The organism is Lacrimispora sp., from assembly GCF_032078915.1.
Classification (GTDB): Bacteria; Bacillota; Clostridia; order Lachnospirales; family Lachnospiraceae; genus Lacrimispora.
The window spans coordinates 18,351-42,633 of the sequence record NZ_DAMAUN010000043.1 but is presented as its reverse complement, the minus strand read 5'-3'; the positions used below and the strand labels follow the sequence as shown (position 1 = coordinate 42,633).

Here is a 24,283-nt window from a genome sequence, read left to right as displayed (position 1 = left end):
AAACATGGGGTATATTGATGCTCATAGCAGTAGAGATCCTGGGGGCAATGGTGCTATGATACTTGTAAAAGGAGGGTTTTGTATATGAAATTATTGTTTGCATCTGACTCGTTTAAGGGGACTCTTTCCAGTGAACAGACCATAGAACTGCTGAAAAAAGCTGCAGCGGAAGTGTTTGATCAGTGGGAAGGTACCGGAATCCCCGTTGCCGATGGAGGAGAGGGAACCACGGATGCGGTGATCGCAGCCATGCAGGGAGAAAGAATCCCCGTAACCGTCTGTGGGCCGCTTCTTGATCCTGTAACCGCTTATTACGGAAAATTGGATGAGAAACGTGCCATCCTTGAGATGGCGGCGGCTTCCGGGCTTCCCCTGATCCCAAGAGATTTAAGGGATCCAAGGAACACCACGACCTATGGGACCGGAGAGCTGATAAGAGATGCTTTGGACCGGGGCTTTACCGATATATCCATAGCAATCGGCGGTTCAGCGACCAATGATGGCGGCATGGGCTGTATGAGGGCATTAGGAGTAAAATTCCTTGATTCGGAGGGCAGAGAGTTAGATGGAACTGGAAAGGATCTGGAAAAAGTCGCACATATCGATAGTTCCGGCCTTCACCCCAGGATTTCTAAGGTGAAAGTGACAGCCATGTGTGACGTCAATAATCCCTTATGCGGGAAAGACGGAGCCACCTACACGTTTGGAAAGCAGAAGGGCGGTTCCCCCCAGGTCCTTGATGAACTGGAAAGAGGAATGCAGAACTACCGGGAGGTGATGAAACGGGAACTGGGGATTGATCCAGATCAGATGCCTGGTTCCGGAGCCGCCGGGGGCCTTGGCGCGGCACTTCTGGTATTTTTCCATGCGGAGTTAAAATCAGGAATTGAAACGGTTCTGGATCTGATTGATTTTGATTCCCGTCTGGAAGATGTGTCTATGGTTGTGACCGGAGAGGGGCGCACGGACTGGCAGTCCTGTTTTGGAAAGGTAATACAGGGCATTGGAATGAGGTGCAAAAGAAAAGGGATCCCGGCTGTTGCTCTGGTAGGAGCTATGGGAGAAGGTGCAGAGAAGATTTATGACTTTGGGATCTGCTCCATTATGACAACGGTCAATGGGGTCATGGAACTGGATAAGGCATTGGAGAATGCCGAGGACTTATACTATCAGGGAGCTCTTCGGATGTTCCGTTTTATAAAAACCGGCATGGAAATACAGAAAAAGGCTGCGGATATTTAAATCTGCAGCCTTTTTCTGTATTTGTCAGTAGACAGGAATCCTGAAACTATTAATATTTATCATAAGTATCTTCCGGGGCAGAATCGTCCCAAGCAGTAGAATCGTCCCAAGCGGTAGAATCCTTCCAAGCAGGAGAATCCTTCCAAGCGGTGGAATCGCCCCAGGCAGCAGCAGCCTCCCGGGCAGAAGTTGGTTCACCGGTTGTGGAAGGTGCTTTATCCATCAGCTGAAATTTTCCTACCAGGGATTTTAGATTGCAGGCCTGGGCGGTCAGCTCTTCGGAAGTGGCTGCGCTTTCTTCCGATGTTGCGGAAGTGGTCTGTACAACGGCGGATATCTGGTCAATGCCGGTTGTAATCTGCAGCAATGCCTCAGACTGGGCGGCGGATGCTTCCGCGATTTCTGCGACCCTGACGGAAGAAATATTTGATTTTTCTACTACAAGCCGCAGCGCTTCTGCAGTTTCATCTGCTATTTTTGTTCCGTTTCCAATGGCAGTAATTGCGTTTTCAATAAGAACCGTGGTATTTTTGGCAGCTTCCGCAGACTTGCCGGCCAGATTGCGGACTTCATCGGCTACCACCGCGAATCCCTTTCCGGCGGAACCGGCTCTTGCAGCTTCAACGGCTGCATTCAGTGCCAGGATGTTGGTCTGGAAAGCGATATCGTCAATGGTTTTGATGATCTTGCTTATTTCGCCGGAGGTACTTGCGATTTCATTCATTGCTGAAATCATATCCCTCATCTTCTGATCACTTGTCAGCATGCCTTCGCATGCTTCTAGAGACAGGGAATTTGCATCTAAGGCGTTGGCCGCGTTTTCCTTTACCCTCTCTGAAACCTCGTTAATGGCTGCGGACAGCTCTTCGATGGAAGAGGCCTGTTCGGCAGCCCCCTGGCTTAGAGACTGGGAAGCATCAGACACCTGGGAGGCCCCAGTGGAAACCTGTTCGGAAGCCTGGTCGATCTCTAAAAGCGTATTGCTTAAAGTATGGCGGATGTTCTGCATTGCTTCCAGGATATACCGGTATGCTCCGGTGTACCTTTCCTCATTATCGGTCGTAACCTTGAAGTTGCCTTTGCTCATCTCGCCCAGAACATTATTGATATCCTGGATGATGAAATTTAAGTTTTCCGCCATATCCGTAAATGTTTTGGACAGTACTCCTATTTCATCCTTGGACTGAACCTCCAGCCGGATATCCAGGTCACCGGAAGCGATGCTGGCTGCAGCGGCCATCACGCCGTCAATAGGGCGAAGAGTCTTTTTTAAGAAAATGATGACAACCGCATTAATTATGACCAGTGCAAGGATTGCAAGAAGATTCATTAATGCAATGATCTTAATTACATCTTTATTCAGATCTTTCTTTTCCAGAGAACTTGAGGCCCACCAGGTCTGTGACCCACTTGTAATCGGATAATAATATCTGGATTCCATGGTTCCGTCGGATCGTTTGGTGTCAATCTGGAATGCGGTTTTAGACTGCTGCAGGGCTGTAATCTTAGCATAATCGGAAGGAGAAATCATTTCACTTAGGTTTCTTCCGATGTTATCGTTTGATTGGCTGTCAAAGACAATCATGTTTTCTTCCGTGTAGATATCAACATACATGGTTTTATATTTTGAATCTGAAGTTTTTATCTTTGAAAAGTTTGAAACGTTAATATCGGCCAGAATAACTCCGATGACGTCTTCCCCCTTCATAACAGGAAAAGCAATGGTACTCATCATGACTCCGTCGTAAGTATAAGGATCGGTGATATAAGCAGCCTTTGTTTCCTTGGCCACACGGTAATAATCCTTTGTGGAATAGTCGCTGTATGCTCCAAGAGACTGAGCGGTTTTATTTTGAGCTTCATTCTTGTCTATGTAGAGAGAATAATCCTTGACCCCGGGATCAAATTCCAAAGGCTCAAAAAATGCACCGATCCCATAAATATCAGGATTGGTGTCCACGGTTGACCAGGCAGAATTTAAGATATAATTCTCGATCGCATAATTAATTTCCTTTAGTCCAACATCGTATACCCTGCTCTTACGAACAGTGCTTTTCCAATCACCGATCGCGTTCCGGTCGTTGTATGCACGGTATAAGTAATCCTGCAAATTTTGGGCGGTTCCAGAAGCATCGTCGATTATGGCCTGTACCATGAGGCCATTCTGGGCGGATATTCCTGAAAATTCACCGTTGATTGCCTTTGAAACTGCTTTGCTTGCCTGTACTGCAGAGATTGCAATCAGCAAGATCAGACTCGCTACCAGTATGATTCCCATAGTAATGGAAGTCTTTGCAGCAAGTTTCAAATTGCTGAACTTTAGCTTTTTCAATATCTTCATAATTGTATTATACTCCCTTTGATTTAATGATCGGTTCTCGCCCTGTGGAGAGAGCGGGAAATTTTACCAGCAAATGGGTGAAAAAATATACTGCATGTTTTGCAGTAAATTTTATGGTTTTATGCAGGTAAAAGAAAAGAACCTCCTTTCGAGTTTTAAGAATGCTTGTAACATTGTTATAATACCTATATAACAATTATATAGTCGACATAAAAGAATAAAAAATAATAGTATATCATGATTTTTCAAAGAATCGCAGCAATTACTGCGACAATTCTCAAGGTTAATAGGAACACCTTTGGCCGCCCATAACTTATGGAAGCGGCCATTTTAAAAGAGCTGGAAGTGCTCCAGGTGCTTTTTAAACCACATATAAGATCGTCATTCCTCTTAGCTTTTCTTCGATTTGCTGTCTTAAAAACTGTTCCCCGTCGCTTCTTAAATCATCACGGTAGCAGTATTTTCCCCTTCCCCGCCCGGTCATGAGTTCCTTGTCATAAAGGCGTTCTGCCTGAGGAAATGCCTCTGTATTGATCGCGTTCTGAACGTAGCTGTAGGTCATGAAAATGATCTCAATGGGTGCCTGTTCCCTTACTTTTTTGGAAAGCCGGTCTGAGAGCGTATCAATCAGTTGAGCATACAGATCTTTCCAGCCTTCGGTCATAATGATGGGAGCAATCAAAAGTCCCACCCGGTATCCGGCGTCACACATGCTGTTTAAGGCGGTAATTCTGGCGTTTAAGCCGGAGGTACCTGGTTCAAACCGGGTGATGATGGGCTGGGGGTTGACACTCATCCGCATGATGACACGGCCGCCATGGCTGATGCCAAGAAGGGGTTCTACCTTATTGAATTTCGTTGGGAAGGTGAGAAATCCATAGCTGCTCTTGCTGAAATTTTCAATTGTCCAGGCCAGATTTCCGGTTATGGTATTTTCAAGAACAAGATCACTGTTGCTTCCGATCTCATAGGTATAATTTTTTTCAGAGCGGGCTCCGTGGTCCATGATTTTTTTCAGCATCTGCTCCCGGTTTACAAACAAACGCAAATAAGCGCATTTGTTGTAGTTGCATACCAGATAGCAGTAGTGGCACATGGCGGTGCAGCCGGAAGAGGTATAAGGAACAAGAAAATCCGAGACCTTGTGATTGGGAACATAGTTGTGGGTTTTGCGGACCCCTATGATGAGATGGTGCTTCATGGCTGGAAAATCACTGTTTGGACGGGTTCGCAGCTCGTCTATTTTATTGTGGCTTTTAATGGGAATCCATGGAATCGTGCTGTATTTTTCCTTTAGATACTGGCCCAGCTCATAGTCCAGGGATTCCGGTTCGTAATAAATCTTATCTGGGAACATAGGATACCTCCGATAAGGAGTAGTATGTGTGAAAAGTAAAGAGGTAAACCCGAAAAACAGAATAATTTTTTTGTTGTAATTACAACGGACAGAAACCCAGGAGCATAGTATGATAGCTTCAGAAAGCAAATATGAGGAGGCTATAAGGAATGGTTCGTAGAATTATTCAGATTGATAAAGAAAAATGCAATGGCTGCGGTCTTTGTGCAGCAGCATGCCATGAGGGAGCCATTGGAATGGTAAATGGAAAAGCAGAGCTTATGCGGGATGACTACTGCGATGGATTAGGGGACTGCCTTCCGACATGTCCTACCGGAGCCATTACATTCGTAGAGCGGGAAGCAGCCGCTTATGATGAAGCGGCAGTGGAATTAAATAAGAAAAAGGCTGAGGCAAAAGGACACGCTTCCTTTAGCGGCTGCCCTGGAAGCCGGGCTATGCAGATTGAACGCACAGCCGAAACAAAGAAAACGGCTGAGGCTCCTGTCCAGTCCCAGTTAAGGCAGTGGCCGGTTCAGATCAAGCTGGTTTCTGTGAAAGCGCCTTATTTTGAACAGGCGGATTTATTGATCGCTGCGGACTGCAGCGCCTATGCGTATGGGGATTTTCATCAGAAATTCTTAAAGGGAAAGGTCGTTCTTGTGGGATGTCCGAAGCTGGACCAGGTAGATTACAGTGAGAAGCTGACAGAGATCATAAAGAACAACGCCATTCAAAGCATTACGGTCGTCCGAATGGAGGTACCATGCTGCGGCGGTCTGGAACATGCGGCCTTAAGAGCCCTTGAGGACAGCGGCAAAGAAATTCCATGTGACGTAGTTACCATCTCTGTTGATGGGAATATTTTATAAATTTAAAAGCGGAATCCGGCAGATAATTGCACCGGATTCCGCTTTTAAATAGTAATGCCAGATCAAATCCGTCAGGTAGAAAGAAGTTATCCTTCATGGAGATCTTCTTTTAACGTGAAACGGTTCTTCTTATAGGTTAAAATCCCTTCATCCTGCAATTTGCTCATTTCATTGGACAGGGCGCTGCGGTCAATGGACAGGTAATCCGCCAGCTGCTGCCTGTTAAATGGAATATCAAAAGTGGAGGAATTGTTTTTTAAGGATTCGGCGGAAAGGTAGGAGAGCAGTTTTTCCCTGATGGTCTTTTTGGACATATGCTGCATTTTTTTCGTGAGGATTAAATTCCGCCTGGCAATGGAAGATAAAAAATTTTGCAGCAGGCGTGTGTGGAAGGTGCATGCAGAGGTGCACACGTTCATTATCCTGTTAAAATCCATAAACAGCACATCGCATTCTGAGTCAGAGATAACACTCATCTCAATCGGTATGGAGGGGATGCAGGCATAGGTTTCTGCAAAAATAGCGCCGGACATCGCCTCGGAAATAATGGTCCGTTTGCCCCAGAAATCCTCCTGTATGATGAGCGCAGTCCCGGTGAGCACCATTCCAACGGAACGAATGTAATCTCCGCTTCTTATAATAAATTCATCTTTTTTATAATGCTTAATCCGGGCCGACAGGCATTTTAGCATTGCGCTTATTTCCTCCGGCTGTACCCCGGAAAACAGGTTTGACTTTTTTAATATGGATAAGTATTCCTCCATTTGCCGCCTCCTTTTAAATTATTTTAATAATGTTGTAATTACAACAGAAATGATGAGATTATTATATTATAATCTACTTATAAAAGCAATAGAAAAACAAGGAGGCAACCAAATGACAGAGAAATTCATTAAAAATATGAAGCATGAAGAAATCGTAATGTTATCGGATCTGGTTCAGGCAAACGAAGGCCAGATCGTCAGCAAGACCCTTGCACAGAATGAAGCCCTTAGCATTACGTTATTTGCATTTGATAAAGGGGAAGAAATCAGTACCCACGAATCCAACGGAGATGCCATGGTGACTGTTTTGGAAGGAACCGGGAAATTAACAGTAGATGGAAAGGAATATCTGCTAAATGCAGGTGAGACCCTTATCATGCCTGCCAAAAAGCCTCATGCGGTTTATGCGGAAGAACGCTTTAAGATGGTATTGGTTGTAGTGTTTTAACCAGTTGGAATAAAAAGGACAGAATAGAAAGGTTGGATATAGATATGGACGGTAAGATGTTTTGCTTTCAGTGTGAGCAGACGGCAGGCTGCAGCGGATGTACGGGCAGCGCAGGAGTGTGCGGCAAATCTGCCAGCACTGCAAATTTACAGGATGAACTGACAGGCGCCCTGATCGGGCTGGCAAAGGCGTGCGGCAATAATTCCCCTTTGGAGACCACCACAAGAATCCTTATAGAAGGTCTGTTTACCACCATCACAAATGTAAATTTCAATGATGAAGTTTTAGTAGAGATGATCAAGAGAGTACGGGAAGAAAAAGAAAAGATCGTGCCTGATTGCAGCAAATGTACCTCTGTTTGCGGAAATACTTCCGATTATGATATGAAGAACATTTGGGAAGCGCAGGAAGATATCCGTTCCTTAAAATCTTTGATTTTATTCGGACTTCGGGGCGTTGCAGCCTATGCCTATCATGCTATGGTTTTAGGATATGAAGAGGAAGGAGTCAATCATTTCTTCTATAAGGCGTTGTCAGTCATCAGCTATGATCTGACCATGGAGCAGCTGCTTCCGGTGGTTCTTGAAGTGGGAGAGATCAATTTAAAATGCATGGAGCTGCTTGATAAAGCAAATACCACCGCATTTGGAACTCCGGAGCCAACCAAAGTGCCTCTTGCCATTGAAAAAGGTCCGTTTATCGTAATCACCGGACATGATTTATATGATTTAAAACAGCTTCTTGAGCAGACAAAGGATAAGGGAATCAATATCTATACCCACGGAGAGATGCTTCCGGCCCATGGCTATCCGGAATTAAAGAAATATCCTCATTTAAAGGGGAATTTCGGAACTGCATGGCAGAATCAGCAAAAAGAGTTTGATGACCTTCCAGCCCCCATTCTCTTTACCACAAATTGCCTGATGCCTGTGAAAAAGAGCTATGCTGACCGTGTATTCACCACAGAAGTGGTTTCCTATCCGGAAATGGTCCATGTAGGAGAGGATAAAGATTTTACTCCTGTCATTGAAAAGGCGCTGGAGCTTGGCGGATATGAGGAAGACCATGAAATGACAGGAATCAACGGCGGCAAAGAAGTCATGACAGGATTTTCCCATGGAACCGTATTGGGTGTTGCAGATCAGGTTATTGATGCAGTGAAGCAGGGAGCGATCAGCCACTTCTTCTTAGTAGGCGGCTGTGACGGCGCTAAAACAGGAAGAAATTATTATACCGATTTTGTAAAGCAGACTCCTAAGGATTCTATTATCTTAACCCTTGCCTGCGGAAAATACCGTTTTAACGACCTTGACCTTGGAACCATTGGTGGCCTTCCAAGAATCATGGATATGGGGCAGTGTAATGATGCATTTAGTGCCATCAAGGTAGCGGTGGCTCTGGCGGAAGCCTTTTCATGCGGGGTCAATGAACTTCCCTTGTCCATGATATTGTCCTGGTATGAGCAGAAGGCAGTGTGCATTCTTCTCACCTTGCTGCACCTTGGAATCAAGAATATCTACCTGGGGCCATCTTTACCTGCATTCTTATCACCAAATGTATTAAACTTCCTTGTAGAAAACTACGGAATATCACCCATCAGCACACCGGAAGAGGATTTAAAGAAAATTCTCGGATAATAAAAATTATAAAAAATCAGGAGGATTATCATATGATAACGAAAGAAATGTATATTGGAGAAATATTAAGAAGCAATCCAAAGGCAGCGGAGATTTTAATGGGCTGCGGCATGCACTGTCTGGGATGTCCGTCATCCCAGATGGAATCCTTAGAAGATGCATGTATGGTTCATGGGCTTGATGCAGACGCAGTGCTGGACAAGCTGAACCAATAAGGAAAGAGGTGTAACATGAGTGCCTTTTTAGGACCGATTCATACTTGGCTATACAACAAAATAAAATTTCAGGATGCAATGACTGACGCAATTTTAGATTTCGCAGAAGAAAATGGCTGGGTGAAAGAGCTTAGAGCCAGGACTGACAGCAGATACGGAGTGCTTGAAAAAGGAAATTTAGAGGATATGATCGATACGGGCAATATCCACGGCTGGCTGCAGGAAAAAGTGAGCCTGGTGGAAAACAGACTTGCTTATGTGGTCACAGAACTCATGGGACCAGATCAGGAAAGATTATCCCATATTGTTAATGCAGTCCTGGAATTTGGAAAAAGAAATTCTGCGGATAAAAATATCACTGTCCGCAAAGCCTATGATTATCTGGAAAGCACCTTGCTTAACGGTATGCCCTGTGACAGAGTGAACGAGCTGGTCCAGGAAACGGAAGACAGCCTGGTATGGAGACAGACCCAAAATATCCATGGCGCTTATTGGTCGATGATCCATGGAGATGTAACACATTACGATACCTTAAGAGAATCTCTGATAAAAGGAATGTTTGAGGATTCCGGACTGGAATTTCATCAGATTGAGGATCGGGTATATGAATTGAGGAGACGCTTATGTACGGAATAGATATTTTAATGAAGGAGCATGAGAACATTCTGACGTTTACCGGCTTTTTAAGAAGCATCAGCTCCGATATTCTGGAGGGGAAGCCGGTGGATGCCCCCCTGCTGCGGGAATGCCTTGAATTTGCAAGAAATTACGCAGATAAGCATCATCACGGAAAGGAAGAGAAGATCCTGTTCCGGATCATGATGGAAAATATGGGACCTGTTGCGGAAAAGCTAATCAGGAATGGCATGCTTGTGGAACATGATCTGGGAAGACTTTACCTTTCTGAGCTGGAAAAAGCCATTGATGAATATGAGAAAAATCCGGGAACAGAGTCGAAGCTAGATATCATCTCCAATGCGGTCGGCTATGGTGCCTTATTAAAGCGCCATATTGAAAAAGAAGATGAGGCCGCCTATGCATTTGCAGTACGTGCGCTGGCAGAAGATAAGTTAAAAGCTGTGGATGACGAAACGGAATCATTTGAAAGACAGGCAAAGGATCAGGGCGTGCAGGATAAGTACGAATCCTGGATCCGCGAAAAAACAAGGTAATAAGGATGGGACGGCCTGAAGGGGAAACAGGCCGTCCCGCCAGTACCTCTACCCGGCCTTCCTAAGATCCGGTGATTCAAAGCTGGTGAATCAGGCGGAGGAATATCAAAGGGAAATGGGGAATCTGCTTGCCAGGTTTACGGAATTCAAAGTTAAATATAATACGAAAATTAAAATCCTTTCAGAAAAGGAGAGCTTTTTCAGCGAAGCTGAAAAAATCATGAAAAGCATTGATGTAAGGATGCAAAAAGAAGAAAGTGGTTTATATCGTCTGGTAAGATAAGAAGAAAAGTCCCGGAGGCTGTACACGGATACCTAGTGTAACAGTCTCCTTTTTTGTTACAAAACCGTAAATTTGGGAAGGCTATATCTAAATTCCCTCATATAAAGAAAAGGTAAAGATTTGATAATATTCAGTATCATTTAATAAAAACGATTTACATTGTTATCATTTTTTTTTATACTTTTTAAGAAAGGTGTGGTAACAATGATAGGAAAGCGTATTAGAACTCTTCGGGAAGAAAGGAATTTGAGCCAAGAAAAACTGGCTGGAGAGCTTGGAGTGAGCCGGATGACGGTCAACAATTACGAGAATGAGAAGCGGGCGCCGGATATTGATTTTGCCGGGCTTATAGCGGACTATTTCGGAGTGACGGTCGGATATTTAATGGGAGCGACCGAGTACCGCTACAAGCAGGATGAAATCATTTCTCTTAAAAGAGCGGAAAAGCTGTTCCGTATTATGGAAAAGCTTCCCCAGCCGGAGATACAGGAGATGATCTCTTCTCTTATTGAGACCCTGGAAAAGTCCGTGGAGCTGGATATGACCGATGAGATTGTACATGTAGTAAATCTACTCTGTGTACAGGTTCGCAGGCTTTTATACAGCTATGATAATTTAATGGGCGACATTGCGGTCCCGGTTAAGAAACTTAAGGAACTGCCGGTTACGGAAGAGAGCATCAGACAGATAGTTCATGATAAGCCAAGAGCCGTTTATGATGCTGCATTCCAGTCGATCAAGCAGATTACCCAGGAAGTGAACTGCTGCGCGGAAACCATGGAGCGGAGACTGGAAAGGCTGATGGAAGAGAAACTTAAAGAACCAGTGAATGAAGAATGATAAATGAAAGGAGGATGATTAAGTGGAAAATTGGTATGTAGCTAGCATAGCAGAGACACTTGAACATTTTAACACGAACGAAAATACTGGAATATCGGATCAGGAGGTAGCAAACCGACAAAGCAAGTATGGAAAAAATGAGTTTGCAAAGCAGGAAAAAACTAGTTTGATCAAAGAAATCCTGCATCATCTTAAAGACATTTCAACGATAATCCTGCTTCTGGCTGCCTTGCTGTCTTTAGGGATGGCATTGAAGGATGGTCATGGCTTTATAGAACCAGTTGTAATCGTTTCTATTGTTATCTTAAATCTAGTACTTGCAATTACACAGGAGCGAGGCGCTGAAAAGGCCCTGGAGGCATTGTCCAGCTTAAACTCTCCTAACTGTATGGTTATACGGGATGGCGTACAAAAAGAGATGGATACAAGTGAATTGGTTCCAGGTGATATCATTAAGCTTCAACTGGGAAGCATTGTTCCTGCTGACGCACGCCTGATCACCAGCACCAATTTACAGGTGGATGAATCGGCGCTCACAGGAGAAAGCGAGCCTTCGGAAAAAGATGCAGATATTCTGCTGCAGGGCAGTGTTTCCATTGGCGACCAGCTTAATATGGTATTCTCCAGCTGTCATGTGACATCAGGACATGGGTTAGCCATGGTTACTGCTACCGGGATGCAAACGGAGATGGGGAAGATTGCAGGATATTTAAACAATTCACAGAAATTAAAAACACCGCTGCAGCGGCGTTTGGAGCGAATTGCAAAGTCCATCAGCGTCGTTGCCATTGCAGCAGCTGTATTACTCTTTACCATCGGTATTTTACAGGGAGAATCCGTTTGGTCCATGGTTATGCTTGCGGCCACGCTGGCTGTAGCAGCAGTACCGGAAACCTTAAATTTAATTGTAACCTTATCCCTTTCCCAGGGCGTTAAAAATATGGTTAATAAAAATGCACTGATCCGTAAGCTGTCCGCAGTAGAGACTCTTGGTAACACCTCGGTTATCTGCTCAGATAAGACCGGAACACTGACGCAGAACCGGATGAGCATTGAAAAACTTTGGATTCCTGGAAATGAGCCGTTTGGTGCCGGAGATGAATTTGTGAAGGATCAGACAGATCTTCTGACGCTGTTTGCACTGGCAAGCAACGCTTCTGTCCAGGAAGAAGAGGATGGTACTTTAACCATTATGGGAAATCCGACGGAGAAAGCCATCATGCGCCTTCTGCATGAAAAAGGCTTATCCAAAGAACGTATTTCTGAGCAATATCGCTTAGTAGGAGAAATCCCTTTTTCTTCCGAACGTAAGATGATGACCATTGTTTTGGAGGCATCCTCGGGAGGATATTTAATTCTTACCAAAGGTGCTCTTGACCGATTGCCTCTAATGGCATTTGATGAGGAGACGAAAAAAGAAGTTGACTATGTTCATAAGATTTTTGCAGGAGAGGCACTTCGTGTTCTGGCCCTTGGGAGGCGGTATGTAAATGAAGCTCCTTCTATGGAAAATCCGGAGGAAATTGAGCAGGATCTGGAATTATGCGGGCTTATTGGTTTAATTGATCCGGCTCGTCCGGAAGCAGCCCGGGCAGTGGAAAAGGCAAAGCTGGCCGGTATCCGTACCATCATGATCACCGGGGATCATGCGGCAACGGCAAGCGCGATCGCAAAAAACATTGGAATTCTTGGTGAAAATGAAAAGGTTCTCACCGGACAGCAGCTAAATGACATGTCAGATGAAGACCTATGCAGGAATATTCATCATTACTCTGTTTATGCCCGGGTTTCCCCTGAGGATAAGATCCGCATTGTTGAAGCATGGCAGGAAAATGGGGAAGTTGTTTCCATGACCGGGGACGGTGTCAATGATACGCCGGCACTTAAGGCAGCAGACGTTGGAATCTCCATGGGTCAAAGCGGGACTGAAGTAGCAAAAAGTGCTTCTGACATGATTTTAACAGATGACAACTTTGCCACGATTATAGATGCGGTATCAGAAGGAAGGAATGTTTTCTCGAATATCAGAAAAACCGTTTACTTTCTGTTGGTGTGCAATATTTCGGAAATTGTCATTATGCTGGTTGCCCAGTTAAAGGGCTGGGGGATCCCTGTAACACCGATCATGCTGTTATTAGTCAATGTGCTGGGTGACGGTATTCCGGGAATTTGCTTATCCAGGGATACTTCGGATCCTCGTCTTATGGATCGGGAGCCTATCCGCAGAGACGAAGGATTTTTAGCCGGCGGCCTTCTTCCGGTAATTATACAGCAGACCATTGCATGCTCGGTAGTGGTTCTGGTTGGATATTACATCGGTACGTTCCGGACAATTCCAGGAATGCAGGGACCATCTCAGGCAGTCGGCCAGACCGTTGCCTTTCTGGTTTTAGGCTGGACCTCCATCCTTCATTTATTCACAGTCCGCAGCAGGAAGTCCATCTTCAAACGAACGATTAAGGATAATCCTCCGGTATTATACAGTACCATGGCAATGATCGCAGTATTCAGCCTTCTCGTAGCATTCCCGCCCATTGGAAAAATCTTTGGTTTAACTGCTATAGATTCTTATCACTGGCTGCTTGCAGCTGCCCTTTCCATAATACCGACGATAGTAGCTGAGATTGGAAAATTCATTGATGACCAGACAAACATCCGCGAAAATTATGAATATCGACATCGTGTGATCCGTCACAGGATAAGAAAAGATGATGATTTTTAACCTCATCAAGCAGGGTCGCGGATTGCGAATATCCGATTGACTATAAGTTAGCGAAAGCTTTATAAATAGCAGACAACGAAAAGCCGTTTATCAATCAGCGGTCCAGTAATTGTTTGCTATTTTGTTTTTCATCAACAGTAAAAATCAATTGCCCAAATAAGCATTTAGAAGTATAATAATTGAAGTGCTTTTTTATTCCTACTTAATTGATAGTAAATTAAAGAAAGAGGTAGAATCAATTGTTAAACCAGTTTTCAAGAACCCAGTTGTTATTGGGTGAAGATGCCATGGAAAAATTGCTGAGTGCAAAGGTTGCTGTTTTTGGTATCGGCGGCGTAGGCGGATATGTGGTAGAAGCCTTGGTAAGAAGCGGAGTCCGTTCCTTTGTGCTAGTTGATGATGATAAGGTTTGTCTTACCAATTTAAACAGGCAGATCATAGCCACCAGAAAAACGGTAGGCAAATATAAAGTTGAAGTAATGAAGGACAGAATATTGGAAATCAATCCAGATGCCCAAGTGGAAATGCACCAGTGCTTCTACTTGCCGGAAAATGCGGATGATTTTGATTTTAAAAATTATGATTATGTAGTGGATGCGGTTGATACCGTAACTGCAAAGCTTGAACTGATCATGCGGGCAAAAGAGGCAGGCGTTCCGGTCATCAGCTGTATGGGCGCAGGCAATAAACTGGACCCTACAAAATTTCAGGTTGCGGACATTTATAAAACCACCATGTGTCCCCTTGCAAAGGTCATGCGCAGAGAGCTTAAGAAAAGGGGCGTAAAGAAGCTTAAGGTTGTTTTTTCCACAGAAAAGCCAACAAGGCCCCTGGAGGATATGTCCATCAGCTGCAGGACAAACTGTATCTGCCCGCCTGGAGCCAAACATAAATGCACGGAGCGGAGAGATATTCCCGGAAGCGTGGCCTTTGTTCCTTCTGTGGCAGGGCTTATCATAGCCGGAGAAGTGATCAAGGATCTGTCTCTAAATGGAAAGATGGGGAGGGAATCACATGTTTGACGGCAATGTGGCTCATGAGCACGATCTTTCATTGGAACAAATGAAGAAAATGAGCCCGGAGGAATATGTGCTTGTAGACGTCAGGGATCAGACGGCATACAATCATGGATTTATACCGGGGGCCATCAATATTGAAAAAGAAGCATTGTTAGACGGAGAGCCTTCCCTTCCAAGGGACAGGAAGATCATATTATATTGCTTAAAAGGAATCATCAGTGAAGAGGCTGCAGAGCATCTTGCAAAACAGGGATATGAAGCGTATAATCTTCGCGGCGGCTATGGAGAATGGCTGCTTCGGGCAATGGAAAAAGAGGATACGGGAAAAGAACGCCTGGAAGAAATAGAAAAGAGCATCCGGAAGAAATTTCATAAGGAACTGTTCAGTCGATTTGCGAGGGCCGTTAATGAGTATGAGCTGGTAAAGGAAAACGACAGGGTTGCCGTCTGTATTTCAGGGGGTAAGGATTCCATGCTCATGGCAAAGCTGTTTCAGGAATTAAGGCGGCACAATAAGTTTCCTTTTGAGCTTGTCTTTCTTGTCATGGACCCAGGCTACAACGAAACCAACCGGCAGGTTATCGAAAACAATGCAAAGCTTTTGGATATTCCCATCACCGTATTTGAAACCCAGATTTTTGATGCGGTTTATGATGTGCAGAAATCCCCGTGCTATCTATGTGCCAGAATGAGGCGGGGGTATTTGTACAGCAAGGCAAAGGAACTGGGCTGTAATAAGATAGCCCTGGGACATCATTACGATGATGTCATTGAAACAATTCTGATGGGCATGATGTACGGAGCACAGATACAGACCATGATGCCCAAGCTGCACAGTACGAATTTTGAAGGAATGGAACTCATACGCCCTATGTATCTCATACGGGAGGATGACATTAAGGGTTGGAGAGATTACAATGACCTGCACTTCATTCAATGTGCATGCCGGTTTACGGATACCTGCACGACCTGCAGGACCGACGGCAGCACCGGATCAAAAAGAATGGAGATAAAGGATTTGATCAGGCAGTTAAAGAAAGTAAACCCGTATATTGAAAGTAATATATTTAAGAGCGTGGAAAATGTGAATTTAAATACCATCATTGCATACAAGGAAAATGGAAATGTACATCACTTCCTTGATGGTTATGATTTGAACACATAATATTGGATCCGGAGGCTGTGTCTTATGAAGATTTCAACAAAAGGCCGCTATGCGGTAAGACTCATGATAGATCTGGCTGAGCACAATCATGGAGAATATATTCCTCTCATGGATATTGCAAAGAGGCAGGAGATATCGGAAAAATACTTAGAATCCATTGTTTCGGTTCTGAGTAAAAGCAATCTGCTCATTTCCCTGAGGGGAAAGGGCGGCGGTTATAAACTGGCGAGGAACCCGGAGGATTATACTGTGGGCAGTATATTAAGGCTCACGGAAGGATCTCTTGCTCCGGTTTCTTGCCTGGAAGGAGAGGTGAATGGCTGCACCAGGGCCTGTCATTGCCGGACACTTCCCATGTGGGAAGGTTTCAGTAAGCTGATTAATGACTACTTTGACGGAATAACCATAGCTGATCTGGTTGACAGCAGCGATTACTCAAACGATTACATTATATAAAATCAAACACAAGAGACTGCCAAATAATTCCCAATTATTTCCACTGGAAAAATGGTAACAAGAGTGTTATGATATGTTTGTAACATAAATGAAATACAAACGTAACACAAATGTAACAATTTCAAAGGAGGCAATTGAATTGAGAAAACTAACGGCACTTGGAATGATTACACTTACTTTAACGAGTATGATACCATTGACAGCGAATGCAGCAGTGGCAAGACCTTACAGTCAATGCAACAATGGAAGGAATGTAGTAACAGTGAGCAAGAACTGTAATGTAGATGATTTAAAGTCTAGATTGCAGCAATTAGGAGTTGATGGAAATAACATCGATTGGTCTAAGCTCATCAATAACGGAAATACAGGCAAGAATTGTAATAATGGTAACACTGGTAATACTGGTAACAACGGTAATACTGGCAATACCGGAAATACTGGAAATAATGGCAATAGCGGAAATACCGGTAACGACGGTAACACCGGAAATACCGACAATAATGGAAATACCGGTACTACTCCAGATGACTCAACGGGCAATTCAACCAATAAGTCCTATACCCAGCAGGTAGTAGATCTTGTAAATGCTGAAAGAGCAAAAGAAGGACTGGCTCCTCTTACCATTGATCCTAATGTTGAGAAGGCAGCAACCGTTAGAGCCAATGAGATACAGTCAAATTTTGACCATACACGGCCAAATGGCAGCTCATTCTCAACTGCTTTAAAGGAGCAGGGTGTGAATTACCGTGGCGCAGGCGAGAATATCGCATGGGGACAGAAAACTCCTCAGGATGTTGTAAATGCTTGGATGAACAGTGCAGGTCATCGTGCAAACATCATGAATAAGAGCTATACACATATCGGTGTAGGTAATACTCAGAATAACTCCGGAACACAGTACTGGGTACAGTTATTTACATATTAAAACTACTAATGCCTTGCAAATCAAGATAATATAAGGATTTATAAGGGGGATCATTAGTGAACAAGATGGGCGGCAGTCATTTGACAACTCTTTTCTGGGATGTTGTTAAATGGCAGCAGCCTTTTTTAATATATCCACAGTTTAATATATCCACAGTTTCAGAAGCATAGCATCTGTTGTTCAGTATATCGTAAAATTATGTTATACGAAGCGATTGTTATTGTTAAACTCATTCATTTCAATACGGACAAAATTTGCTATCATATCCCGATATAACTTTTCCACCATGTCAGGGTTCGCCCCATATTCCTCAGAAAGCTGTCTTACTTTTTGTATAACAGCCTCTACTCTTTGGGGAGCCGTGACATCTTGACTATCTTTCTTAAATTTGGAAGCATGTTTTACAAAGTTGCCACGCTCTGCAATAAGCATAATAATTTCTTTATCGATTCTGTCAATATTATTACGAACTTCCTCTAAACTTTTACATGCCATGTTATTTATCCCTCCGTTTAATTTTTTAAATGTATCACAGGCAATTCACTATAAAATGTCCGGCCTTTTTTGTTCGGCTCCAGAGATTGGGTGTTTCCAAATTATTTCAATCAGATAATCAGGGAACCATGAAAAGCAGCCGGGCCAGCCTTGTTGCATCGCTTCTTTATTGGCGCTGTTCCCATAAGCATCAATAAATGTGTGGTCATCTGTCATAAGGGTGGTTATTTTATCAGCATTATGTGAGTTAATTGTATTAATAAAAGCAAGAGCGGTTTTTCTAATCATCCGTGTTCCTCCGTCCGCATGCTACATAGAATCCGGCATAATGTTTCAAATACAGTCCTCAAATACAGTCCCGATAATCAACGGGAAAGAGCCGAAATTGTATTTTCATTTTTTGAGTATTCTTTTTAAGTAGGCGGCATCTAACAAATTCACTGTCTCAAAATTCCCTTTATAAAACACCCCCCAGTTATTGAAAACACAAGGCAGCTCCTTTGCTTTTTGCAGCGTATCCACTTGAATGAAAGATACAGGTACGTCATTCATTTCACAATACTGTTTTATCATCTCAATGTTTTGACAGACATAGGGGCATTGCATATCGTAATAAATTGTTAGCTCTTTGCTCTCGATTTCTTGGTTTTTAACATTTTGCGCGAACTTTGGCGTTGTTCCGTCAAAAGAAAGTGCCAGCAATTCATAGCCATTATCAGTCGTATCAACAACCTCAAAGCCGAACTTCTTCACAAATGATTGGTCAGAAAGAAAAGATTTTTGTTTTTTTGCCCCGAGCATACAAATACCGGATTTACCCTTTTCTTTTGCATCAGCCAAACAATACTCCATCAGTGATTTCCCATACCCTTTTCCTTTGTGATTACCAGTAACCCATAAGCAATACAGATAAAAATAGTTGTCACCAGTTATGGGAACCCAAGCTGTTTCAAGAGGAGCATATTCAATAAAAACCGTTGCCTTTTCATTTAACTTTCTAAAAACATGACCTTCATTTAGACGGTTTGAAAGCCATTGTTTCTTTGCGTCAATACCTTGATGGGGCTTTTTACTGCGGATAATGCAGCACAGATGCTCATTGACAAGGTTTTCTGTTGTTAAGTTCACAAAATCAGTATTCATGTGCGCCCTCGCTTCAAATTAATATCTATTACCGTTAAACTCAAGTATACTACGTTCGTTTATCCAAAACAATTAAAACCGCTTCATTTTACGGCTAAGCCGTCTGCATTACGGCATATTTTTCTTGACAAATTCACGTGACAGGTGTAGCATGAAAGTGCGGGTTACAATTGTCGCATGAAAGGGGAGTGACGAAATGGCAGATAATATAGAAAAAATATCGGATGCGGAGCTTGAAATACTGAAGGTAGTTTGGACTAAGAAGGCCCCCTCAACCTATTCAGAGATCCGCACTGCATTAGGCGGTGAAAACGGATGGGATAGTTCAACGATCCGCACTCTCATTCGACGGTTGGTAGAAAAAGGTGTGCTACTGCAAGAGAAAAAAGAGGTTTACTACTATATCCCCACTATTGCGGAAGCGGAGTTTATTAAGGCTCGTACAAAGGAGTTTCTGCACAAGGTTTACGGCGGGGATGCAAAGCACTTGATTTCTACTATGCTGAGTGCTGACGTTTTATCGCCCGACGAATTGGAAGATGTAAAAGAGTTTTGGAAAAGAGGGAGGGATGGAAATGAATGAGGTATTAAAGTTGTTTCTTTCCTTGTCTGTTTCCGGCTCAATACTTACCCTTGGGCTGCTTGCAATCAAGCCGCTTATTATAAATAAATTGAGCAAGCGCTGGCAGTATTATATTTGGCTCGTAGTCATACTGCGGCTTTTAGTCCCATTCACGCCGGAGGTCAGCGTGGTCGGCAGTTTTTTCGGTTATCTGGAAAACGCTGCTGCAGCTTCCCCCGCGGTTGTGGAGCAGGAGCGGCTTCCCGCTCAAATAGATCGTAACTTAGATATGCAAACTGCTTTGCCGGATGTCGAAAGTTCTGGCCCTGAAACTGTTTCACCGGATTATTGGGCCGATATAAAAAGCAGTATTTGGCTGCTTTGGCTCGGCGTTGCGGCTCTGCTGTTTGTTCGTAAGGTAACCAGCTATTATAGCTTTGTCCGATATGTTCATGCAGGAACCCGCAGAATTGAGGATGAAAGGTTTTTAGCTGTATACAAAGAAGTATCTACGGAAGCTGGGTTAAAAAAGCCGTTACCGATTTACGTGAATCAGCTTGTGGCCTCCCCAATGCTCGTTGGTATCTTCCGGCCAATCATCATTATTCCCGAGCTGGTAATAGACGATGCTGAATTGCGTTATGTTTTCTGGCATGAACTAACTCATTACAGGAGGTTCGATATTATCTTTAAATGGCTAGTTCAGATAACCGTTTGTCTGCATTGGTTTAATCCACTCATTTACATTATAAGCCGTGAAATCAATAGGGAATGTGAGTTGTCCTGTGATGAAGCAATTATCAGCGGTTTGGATGAAAATGGGAGGCTTCGGTACGGTGATACGCTATTGTCAACACTGAAAACAGATGGCACCTACAGCGACGCTATTGTATCACTAACATTAAGTGAGAATGCAGAGCTATTGAAAGAAAGGCTGACGGCAATTTTGAATTTCAAGAAAAGATCAAGAGTGATTGTTTTTTTATCTATTGTGCTGGCTGTCACATTTTTATGCGGAGCTGCTTTTGCGGGAGCACACACAAAAGATTCTATTGTAAACACTAATGGCAATCCACTGAATCAGAACGTACCGCAAAATCAAATCGGTACGAATAGTGACACGGCAAAGGCAGATCATTTTACACCTGTCGAGAGACCCAATGCTGATATAACGATTGATAACAAGGCCGCTGTCAAATTAGTTCCTACATCAGCGAAAGAAATGACAGTTGATTACGACAATACCTTATATCAGGTCTCTGTTGAAAATGAAAATGGCAACTGGAAGATCCACATCGTGTATACGGCTGATTATTCAGTATATCCCTCGGTGGTTGTGCATGTTCCCGATGTCATTTATGGAAATGTAAATTTGCAGATTAAAGAGGCTACCGCTTATTTTAATGGCGTGTTCCAAAGCGTTGAAACTATCAATGCCAATATGGCAGATTCTTCTATATTTTATACAATCCCGGTAGGTTTTACAGGGACCTTGAATGCCGACGCTCCAGATTGTTATTTTGAGCTGCTTTCTAAAGATGGGTATAGAAATTGTGACATTACAATATCCAATGCAGCTGCGTATGGAAATATTGAAGACGGATTTAGAAAGCATGGCAGCAGTCTTGTTTATGCCAGCGGCACACAAGCAGGGGTAGTTAAAATTGATTTGAAGAATGGAGGGTATGCGGAAATAACCTCTGATTATACGAATTCTGTGACATCTTTTTTAAATGTAGATGTTGACGAAGTAAATGTTGACGAAGAAGTCTCAATTAATGGTTTTTTAGCAGTAGGAGAAGAATATACGAGTCCCTTTTACCTTTTTAATATGAAAGCAGGTCAGGTATTTCATATCACCTATGATTATGGCTGGGAGGAGTATGAAGATAGAGGTGATTTTGAAGTAAGCTTGCAGGATGAAAGCAACCACAAAATAACTGCCCAAAAAGAATTAAATACAGCCAATGACACTGTGGATATTACTGTGCCTGCCGATGGGCGTTATCGCCTCAATTTTCGAGGAGTTAAAGCCAATAATCAGGACGGCGAAGTTCAGTATCACTTTACTCTTAGCTTCTCAAATTCTGTTGGGAATTGAAAAGTGAAAAGTTAGCAGGGAGGCAGTTCATTTGAAAATAGGGGAAAAAAGAAGGATTTAAGTTATTGCATTTCAGAATACAAAAATGTAGAGTGAGCGGTAAGGCATGATGACTAACAGACATTGCTTACCAATAAGAATAGAGCAGGGACAGTGTTAAGAGCGGTGCAGCAGCATTTTACTCTTGATGCAGTCCCTTGCTCTATTCTATCCCGAGCATTTTCATTTTTCTGATGGATTTCGTGCAGTTCGCTTACAAAAGCTGCTTTCTACTTTGCTTTTCAGCTATAGCAGATGTCAATTAAATTTTTACAACAACAAATGCAATATATACTTGACATTATGCAATGTATGATGTATGCTATGACTACGAAAGGGGGCATTCCATGAAGAACAAGAGAATGAAAATCGCCCGAATGGAAGCTGATATGAAACAAGAGGACTTAGCAAAAGCCGTAGGTGTTACCCGACAAACGATCGGGCTGATAGAATCAGGGGAATATAACCCAACATTAAACCTTTGTATATCGATTTGTAAGGCGCTTGGCAAAACATTAAATGACTTATTTTGGGAGGAATCGAAATGAATAAACAAAGTATACAAGACGAAAGAGTTGTAGCACAACGCCGTAAAATAAATAGTGAAGCATATAGTATTTTAATGATTGTGCTTCTTGGTTCCATACTCGTACAACAATTTTTACTGGACGCTCCGTTTGAACAATATGCTGTGGAGGTTATATGTTTTTTTGGTATGTCCCTATACATGACAATACGGTTTATGACCGTGGGGCTTGACATATTCGGTGAAGGTAAACGGGCCAAAACCCTTCCTTTTGTAAACAGTATCGTTGCCGGAATTGTAGTTACTGCGATTAATGGTATTTTGAACTATACACAGTACGCAGAAAAATATAAGGAAGATGGTATTGGTTATTTTATCGCCGTGCTGGCAGTTACTTTTGTCAGCGCAACCATTTCAACTTTTATTGTACTGTCTTGTCTTAATTATCTGAATAAGAAAAAACAGGCAAAAATTCAAAAGCAGTTAGACGAAAAAGAACAGGACGAATAGCTGTGCTTTTCTTTCGTTAATAAGCATTACCAGGCATTTTGCCTTATTCATATCATATGAATCCATAAACTGGAAGCAAGATATATGCCTTGCTTCTTTTCTTTGTAAAATTATGGGCCGAAATTCAGGCTGGTCCTTTGCATCATAGCAGCCTGCAAATCAGGCCGCAATATATGCTCAGTACCATTAAACTTTAAATAACTTTAAAAGACTGCATAAGGAAAACGGGACGTCTGCGAACAGACGCCCCGCCCCTATACTGCGATTCATTCAAAGCAGCCAGCGTTATCGTTTTATAAACACATGATTGTAAGGGGTTGCTTTATAAACTGCTTAGGATATACCCAGGCCAGCACTGGCATAGCCTGCGATGGTGGCTGCTAAATCGAGGCCAGCAGTGACCCCTGCGGAGAATATCAAAAGCAACCTGGTTCCTGCGGTAACAGGAATGTTCAGTCCGGTGGTGACACCGCTGCTGATACTGCCGATAGAAACTAATCCCGAGAGGGAAGGCGACAGCGTAACCACTGCGCCCGGCACAGCAACGAAGATGTTGTTAGGTGTAGTGGATTGGAACAACTGAGCGGTTACTGTTACAGTCGAAGTAAGCAGGTTGAGCGCAGCGCTAATGCTTAAATAGCCGGCCAAGGAGGTAATGATCCCATTCCTGGGCATGGAGAACGCCAAGTTCGTCAACCCTAGTAGATTGACTGTTCCGCTGGCAGCGGAAATGCCGGGAAGGTTACTTCCGAATCCAACTGCACTTGAGGTGTTAAGCAATCCTCCGAGTACTGTGGCCAAGGCAACAGGTGTACCGGAAGCAAATGGAATAATTGCTCCATCACCTGCCAAGCCAATAGGGCCAGTAGGCCCTGTGGGACCGGTATCACCAGTAGGTCCTGTGGGCCCCGTTGCACCAATAGGGCCAGTAGGCCCGATAGGACCAGTGGGACCAGTATCACCGGCAGGTCCAGTGGGTCCTGTTACACCAATAGGTCCAATAGGTCCCGTAGGACCAGTGGGACCAGTATCACCAGCCGGCCCAGTGGGCCCTGTTGCGCCAATAGGCCCGATAGGCCCAGTATCACCAATAGGTCCAGTAGGGCCTGTTGCACCGATAGGCCCAGTGGGTCCAGTATCGCCAATAGGTCCAGTAGGCCCTGTAGCGCCGGTAGCGCCGGTAAGTCCAATAGGTCCAGTAGGTCCAGTAGGTCCAGTAGCGCCGGTAGGTCCAGTGGCCCCAGTTACGCCAATAGGTCCGGTAGGCCCAGTGGGTCCAGTAGCGCCAATAGGCCCAGTAGGCCCTGTAGCGCCGGTAGCGCCGGTAAGTCCAATAGGTCCAGTAGGTCCAGTAGGTCCAGTAGCGCCGGTAGGTCCAGTGGCCCCAGTTACGCCAATAGGTCCGGTAGGCCCAGTGGGTCCAGTAGCGCCAATAGGCCCAGTAGGCCCTGTAGCGCCGGTAAGTCCAAT

General features: G+C 43.8%; 25 protein-coding genes. 18 read left to right on the top strand and 7 right to left on the bottom strand.

The window, feature by feature from the left end:
• Positions 1-84: 84 nt before the first annotated feature.
• Positions 85-1,242: a glycerate kinase family protein gene (locus RT269_RS16920; protein ID WP_313184304.1), complete on the top strand. Its 1,158-nt coding sequence runs from the start codon at positions 85-87 to the stop codon at positions 1,240-1,242.
• Positions 1,243-1,291: 49 nt separating this feature from the next.
• Here RT269_RS16920 and RT269_RS16915 read toward each other — a convergent pair whose 3' ends face one another.
• Positions 1,292-3,583: a methyl-accepting chemotaxis protein gene (locus tag RT269_RS16915; protein WP_313184303.1), complete on the bottom strand. Its 2,292-nt coding sequence runs from the start codon at positions 3,581-3,583 to the stop codon at positions 1,292-1,294.
• A gap of 361 nt (positions 3,584-3,944) precedes the next feature.
• Positions 3,945-4,940, bottom strand: a complete 996-nt coding sequence (locus RT269_RS16910; protein ID WP_313184302.1) for an SPL family radical SAM protein — start codon at positions 4,938-4,940, stop codon at positions 3,945-3,947.
• 149 nt (positions 4,941-5,089) lie between these two features.
• On the opposite strand from RT269_RS16910, the gene RT269_RS16905 reads away from it, so the two are divergent.
• The gene (locus RT269_RS16905) at positions 5,090-5,791 is read left to right on the top strand and encodes an ATP-binding protein (RefSeq protein ID WP_313184301.1); all 702 of its coding nucleotides are present in this window, start codon (positions 5,090-5,092) and stop codon (positions 5,789-5,791) included.
• A gap of 86 nt (positions 5,792-5,877) precedes the next feature.
• Here the strand turns inward: RT269_RS16905 and RT269_RS16900 are convergent, their stop codons facing one another.
• A complete protein-coding gene (locus RT269_RS16900) occupies positions 5,878-6,555 on the bottom strand; it encodes a Crp/Fnr family transcriptional regulator (RefSeq protein WP_313184299.1) in 678 nt (225 codons plus the stop codon).
• A gap of 112 nt (positions 6,556-6,667) precedes the next feature.
• Here RT269_RS16900 and RT269_RS16895 point away from each other — a divergent pair, with 112 nt between their 5' ends.
• The 12 genes from RT269_RS16895 (at position 6,668) to RT269_RS16840 (ending at position 17,437) form a co-directional block, all read left to right on the top strand.
• Positions 6,668-7,003 (top strand): cupin domain-containing protein, encoded by a 336-nt coding sequence (locus RT269_RS16895; protein WP_313184297.1) that lies wholly within the window; start codon positions 6,668-6,670, stop codon positions 7,001-7,003.
• Between the two features lie 44 nt (positions 7,004-7,047).
• Positions 7,048-8,640, top strand: coding sequence for a hydroxylamine reductase (gene hcp / locus RT269_RS16890; RefSeq protein WP_313184296.1), 1,593 nt, complete (start codon positions 7,048-7,050; stop codon positions 8,638-8,640).
• Positions 8,641-8,672: 32 nt separating this feature from the next.
• A complete protein-coding gene (locus RT269_RS16885; protein WP_313184294.1) occupies positions 8,673-8,855 on the top strand; it encodes a DUF1858 domain-containing protein in 183 nt (60 codons plus the stop codon).
• A gap of 15 nt (positions 8,856-8,870) precedes the next feature.
• Positions 8,871-9,491, top strand: coding sequence for a hypothetical protein (locus RT269_RS16880; RefSeq protein WP_313184293.1), 621 nt, complete (start codon positions 8,871-8,873; stop codon positions 9,489-9,491).
• Positions 9,479-10,027, top strand: coding sequence for a hemerythrin domain-containing protein (locus tag RT269_RS16875; RefSeq protein ID WP_313184291.1), 549 nt, complete (start codon positions 9,479-9,481; stop codon positions 10,025-10,027). Before RT269_RS16880 ends, RT269_RS16875 begins: the two co-directional genes overlap by 13 nt.
• Positions 10,028-10,112: 85 nt before the next feature.
• Positions 10,113-10,310: a hypothetical protein gene (locus RT269_RS16870; protein ID WP_313184289.1), complete on the top strand. Its 198-nt coding sequence runs from the start codon at positions 10,113-10,115 to the stop codon at positions 10,308-10,310.
• Positions 10,311-10,514: 204 nt separating this feature from the next.
• Positions 10,515-11,150, top strand: a complete 636-nt coding sequence (locus RT269_RS16865) for a helix-turn-helix domain-containing protein (protein ID WP_313184288.1) — start codon at positions 10,515-10,517, stop codon at positions 11,148-11,150.
• Between the two features lie 22 nt (positions 11,151-11,172).
• A complete protein-coding gene (locus RT269_RS16860) occupies positions 11,173-13,872 on the top strand; it encodes a cation-translocating P-type ATPase (RefSeq protein WP_313184286.1) in 2,700 nt (899 codons plus the stop codon).
• 239 nt (positions 13,873-14,111) lie between these two features.
• Positions 14,112-14,894: a tRNA threonylcarbamoyladenosine dehydratase gene (locus RT269_RS16855; protein WP_313184285.1), complete on the top strand. Its 783-nt coding sequence runs from the start codon at positions 14,112-14,114 to the stop codon at positions 14,892-14,894.
• Positions 14,887-16,056: a rhodanese-like domain-containing protein gene (locus RT269_RS16850; RefSeq protein ID WP_313184284.1), complete on the top strand. Its 1,170-nt coding sequence runs from the start codon at positions 14,887-14,889 to the stop codon at positions 16,054-16,056. Before RT269_RS16855 ends, RT269_RS16850 begins: the two co-directional genes overlap by 8 nt.
• Positions 16,057-16,080: 24 nt before the next feature.
• Positions 16,081-16,512 (top strand): RrF2 family transcriptional regulator, encoded by a 432-nt coding sequence (locus RT269_RS16845; RefSeq protein WP_313184282.1) that lies wholly within the window; start codon positions 16,081-16,083, stop codon positions 16,510-16,512.
• Positions 16,513-16,651: 139 nt separating this feature from the next.
• Positions 16,652-17,437 carry a CAP domain-containing protein gene (locus RT269_RS16840; RefSeq protein ID WP_313184280.1) on the top strand — a complete coding sequence of 262 codons (786 nt, stop codon included), beginning with the start codon at positions 16,652-16,654 and terminating at the stop codon, positions 17,435-17,437.
• Positions 17,438-17,638: 201 nt separating this feature from the next.
• On the opposite strand, the gene RT269_RS16835 is transcribed toward RT269_RS16840, so the two are convergent.
• From RT269_RS16835 to RT269_RS16825, 3 genes are all read right to left on the bottom strand, one after another.
• On the bottom strand, positions 17,639-17,932 hold the full coding sequence (locus RT269_RS16835) for a chorismate mutase (RefSeq protein ID WP_313184278.1): 294 nt from the start codon (positions 17,930-17,932) through the stop codon (positions 17,639-17,641).
• A 48-nt stretch (positions 17,933-17,980) separates the two neighbouring features.
• On the bottom strand, positions 17,981-18,220 hold the full coding sequence (locus RT269_RS16830) for a nuclear transport factor 2 family protein (RefSeq protein WP_313184277.1): 240 nt from the start codon (positions 18,218-18,220) through the stop codon (positions 17,981-17,983).
• 105 nt (positions 18,221-18,325) lie between these two features.
• Positions 18,326-19,075, bottom strand: coding sequence for a GNAT family N-acetyltransferase (locus RT269_RS16825; RefSeq protein ID WP_313184275.1), 750 nt, complete (start codon positions 19,073-19,075; stop codon positions 18,326-18,328).
• Between the two features lie 196 nt (positions 19,076-19,271).
• Here RT269_RS16825 and RT269_RS16820 point away from each other — a divergent pair, with 196 nt between their 5' ends.
• From RT269_RS16820 to RT269_RS16805, 4 genes are all read left to right on the top strand, one after another.
• Positions 19,272-19,658: a BlaI/MecI/CopY family transcriptional regulator gene (locus tag RT269_RS16820; protein WP_313184273.1), complete on the top strand. Its 387-nt coding sequence runs from the start codon at positions 19,272-19,274 to the stop codon at positions 19,656-19,658.
• On the top strand, positions 19,651-21,738 hold the full coding sequence (locus RT269_RS16815) for a M56 family metallopeptidase (protein WP_313184271.1): 2,088 nt from the start codon (positions 19,651-19,653) through the stop codon (positions 21,736-21,738). The genes RT269_RS16820 and RT269_RS16815 overlap by 8 nt, the downstream gene beginning before the upstream one ends.
• A gap of 386 nt (positions 21,739-22,124) precedes the next feature.
• On the top strand, positions 22,125-22,325 hold the full coding sequence (locus RT269_RS16810) for a helix-turn-helix transcriptional regulator (RefSeq protein ID WP_025233742.1): 201 nt from the start codon (positions 22,125-22,127) through the stop codon (positions 22,323-22,325).
• Positions 22,322-22,813: a DUF6773 family protein gene (locus tag RT269_RS16805; RefSeq protein ID WP_313184269.1), complete on the top strand. Its 492-nt coding sequence runs from the start codon at positions 22,322-22,324 to the stop codon at positions 22,811-22,813. The genes RT269_RS16810 and RT269_RS16805 overlap by 4 nt, the downstream gene beginning before the upstream one ends.
• Positions 22,814-23,146: 333 nt before the next feature.
• Here the strand turns inward: RT269_RS16805 and RT269_RS16800 are convergent.
• A partial coding sequence (locus RT269_RS16800; protein ID WP_313184268.1) for an exosporium glycoprotein BclB-related protein occupies positions 23,147-24,283 on the bottom strand: 1,137 nt, incomplete at its 5' end.

Coding starts and splice junctions, on each gene's coding strand:
- RT269_RS16835 (WP_313184278.1), bottom strand. CDS start 17,932: ATGGCATGTAAAAGTTTAGAGGAAGTTCGTAATAATATTGACAGAATC.
- RT269_RS16875 (WP_313184291.1), top strand. CDS start 9,479: ATGTACGGAATAGATATTTTAATGAAGGAGCATGAGAACATTCTGACG.
- RT269_RS16815 (WP_313184271.1), top strand. CDS start 19,651: ATGAATGAGGTATTAAAGTTGTTTCTTTCCTTGTCTGTTTCCGGCTCA.
- RT269_RS16805 (WP_313184269.1), top strand. CDS start 22,322: ATGAATAAACAAAGTATACAAGACGAAAGAGTTGTAGCACAACGCCGT.
- RT269_RS16830 (WP_313184277.1), bottom strand. CDS start 18,220: ATGATTAGAAAAACCGCTCTTGCTTTTATTAATACAATTAACTCACAT.
- RT269_RS16905 (WP_313184301.1), top strand. CDS start 5,090: ATGGTTCGTAGAATTATTCAGATTGATAAAGAAAAATGCAATGGCTGC.
- RT269_RS16850 (WP_313184284.1), top strand. CDS start 14,887: ATGTTTGACGGCAATGTGGCTCATGAGCACGATCTTTCATTGGAACAA.
- RT269_RS16880 (WP_313184293.1), top strand. CDS start 8,871: ATGAGTGCCTTTTTAGGACCGATTCATACTTGGCTATACAACAAAATA.
- hcp (WP_313184296.1), top strand. CDS start 7,048: ATGGACGGTAAGATGTTTTGCTTTCAGTGTGAGCAGACGGCAGGCTGC.
- RT269_RS16810 (WP_025233742.1), top strand. CDS start 22,125: ATGAAGAACAAGAGAATGAAAATCGCCCGAATGGAAGCTGATATGAAA.
- RT269_RS16920 (WP_313184304.1), top strand. CDS start 85: ATGAAATTATTGTTTGCATCTGACTCGTTTAAGGGGACTCTTTCCAGT.
- RT269_RS16845 (WP_313184282.1), top strand. CDS start 16,081: ATGAAGATTTCAACAAAAGGCCGCTATGCGGTAAGACTCATGATAGAT.
- RT269_RS16885 (WP_313184294.1), top strand. CDS start 8,673: ATGATAACGAAAGAAATGTATATTGGAGAAATATTAAGAAGCAATCCA.
- RT269_RS16865 (WP_313184288.1), top strand. CDS start 10,515: ATGATAGGAAAGCGTATTAGAACTCTTCGGGAAGAAAGGAATTTGAGC.
- RT269_RS16910 (WP_313184302.1), bottom strand. CDS start 4,940: ATGTTCCCAGATAAGATTTATTACGAACCGGAATCCCTGGACTATGAG.
- RT269_RS16820 (WP_313184273.1), top strand. CDS start 19,272: ATGGCAGATAATATAGAAAAAATATCGGATGCGGAGCTTGAAATACTG.
- RT269_RS16825 (WP_313184275.1), bottom strand. CDS start 19,075: ATGAATACTGATTTTGTGAACTTAACAACAGAAAACCTTGTCAATGAG.
- RT269_RS16895 (WP_313184297.1), top strand. CDS start 6,668: ATGACAGAGAAATTCATTAAAAATATGAAGCATGAAGAAATCGTAATG.
- RT269_RS16915 (WP_313184303.1), bottom strand. CDS start 3,583: ATGAAGATATTGAAAAAGCTAAAGTTCAGCAATTTGAAACTTGCTGCA.
- RT269_RS16900 (WP_313184299.1), bottom strand. CDS start 6,555: ATGGAGGAATACTTATCCATATTAAAAAAGTCAAACCTGTTTTCCGGG.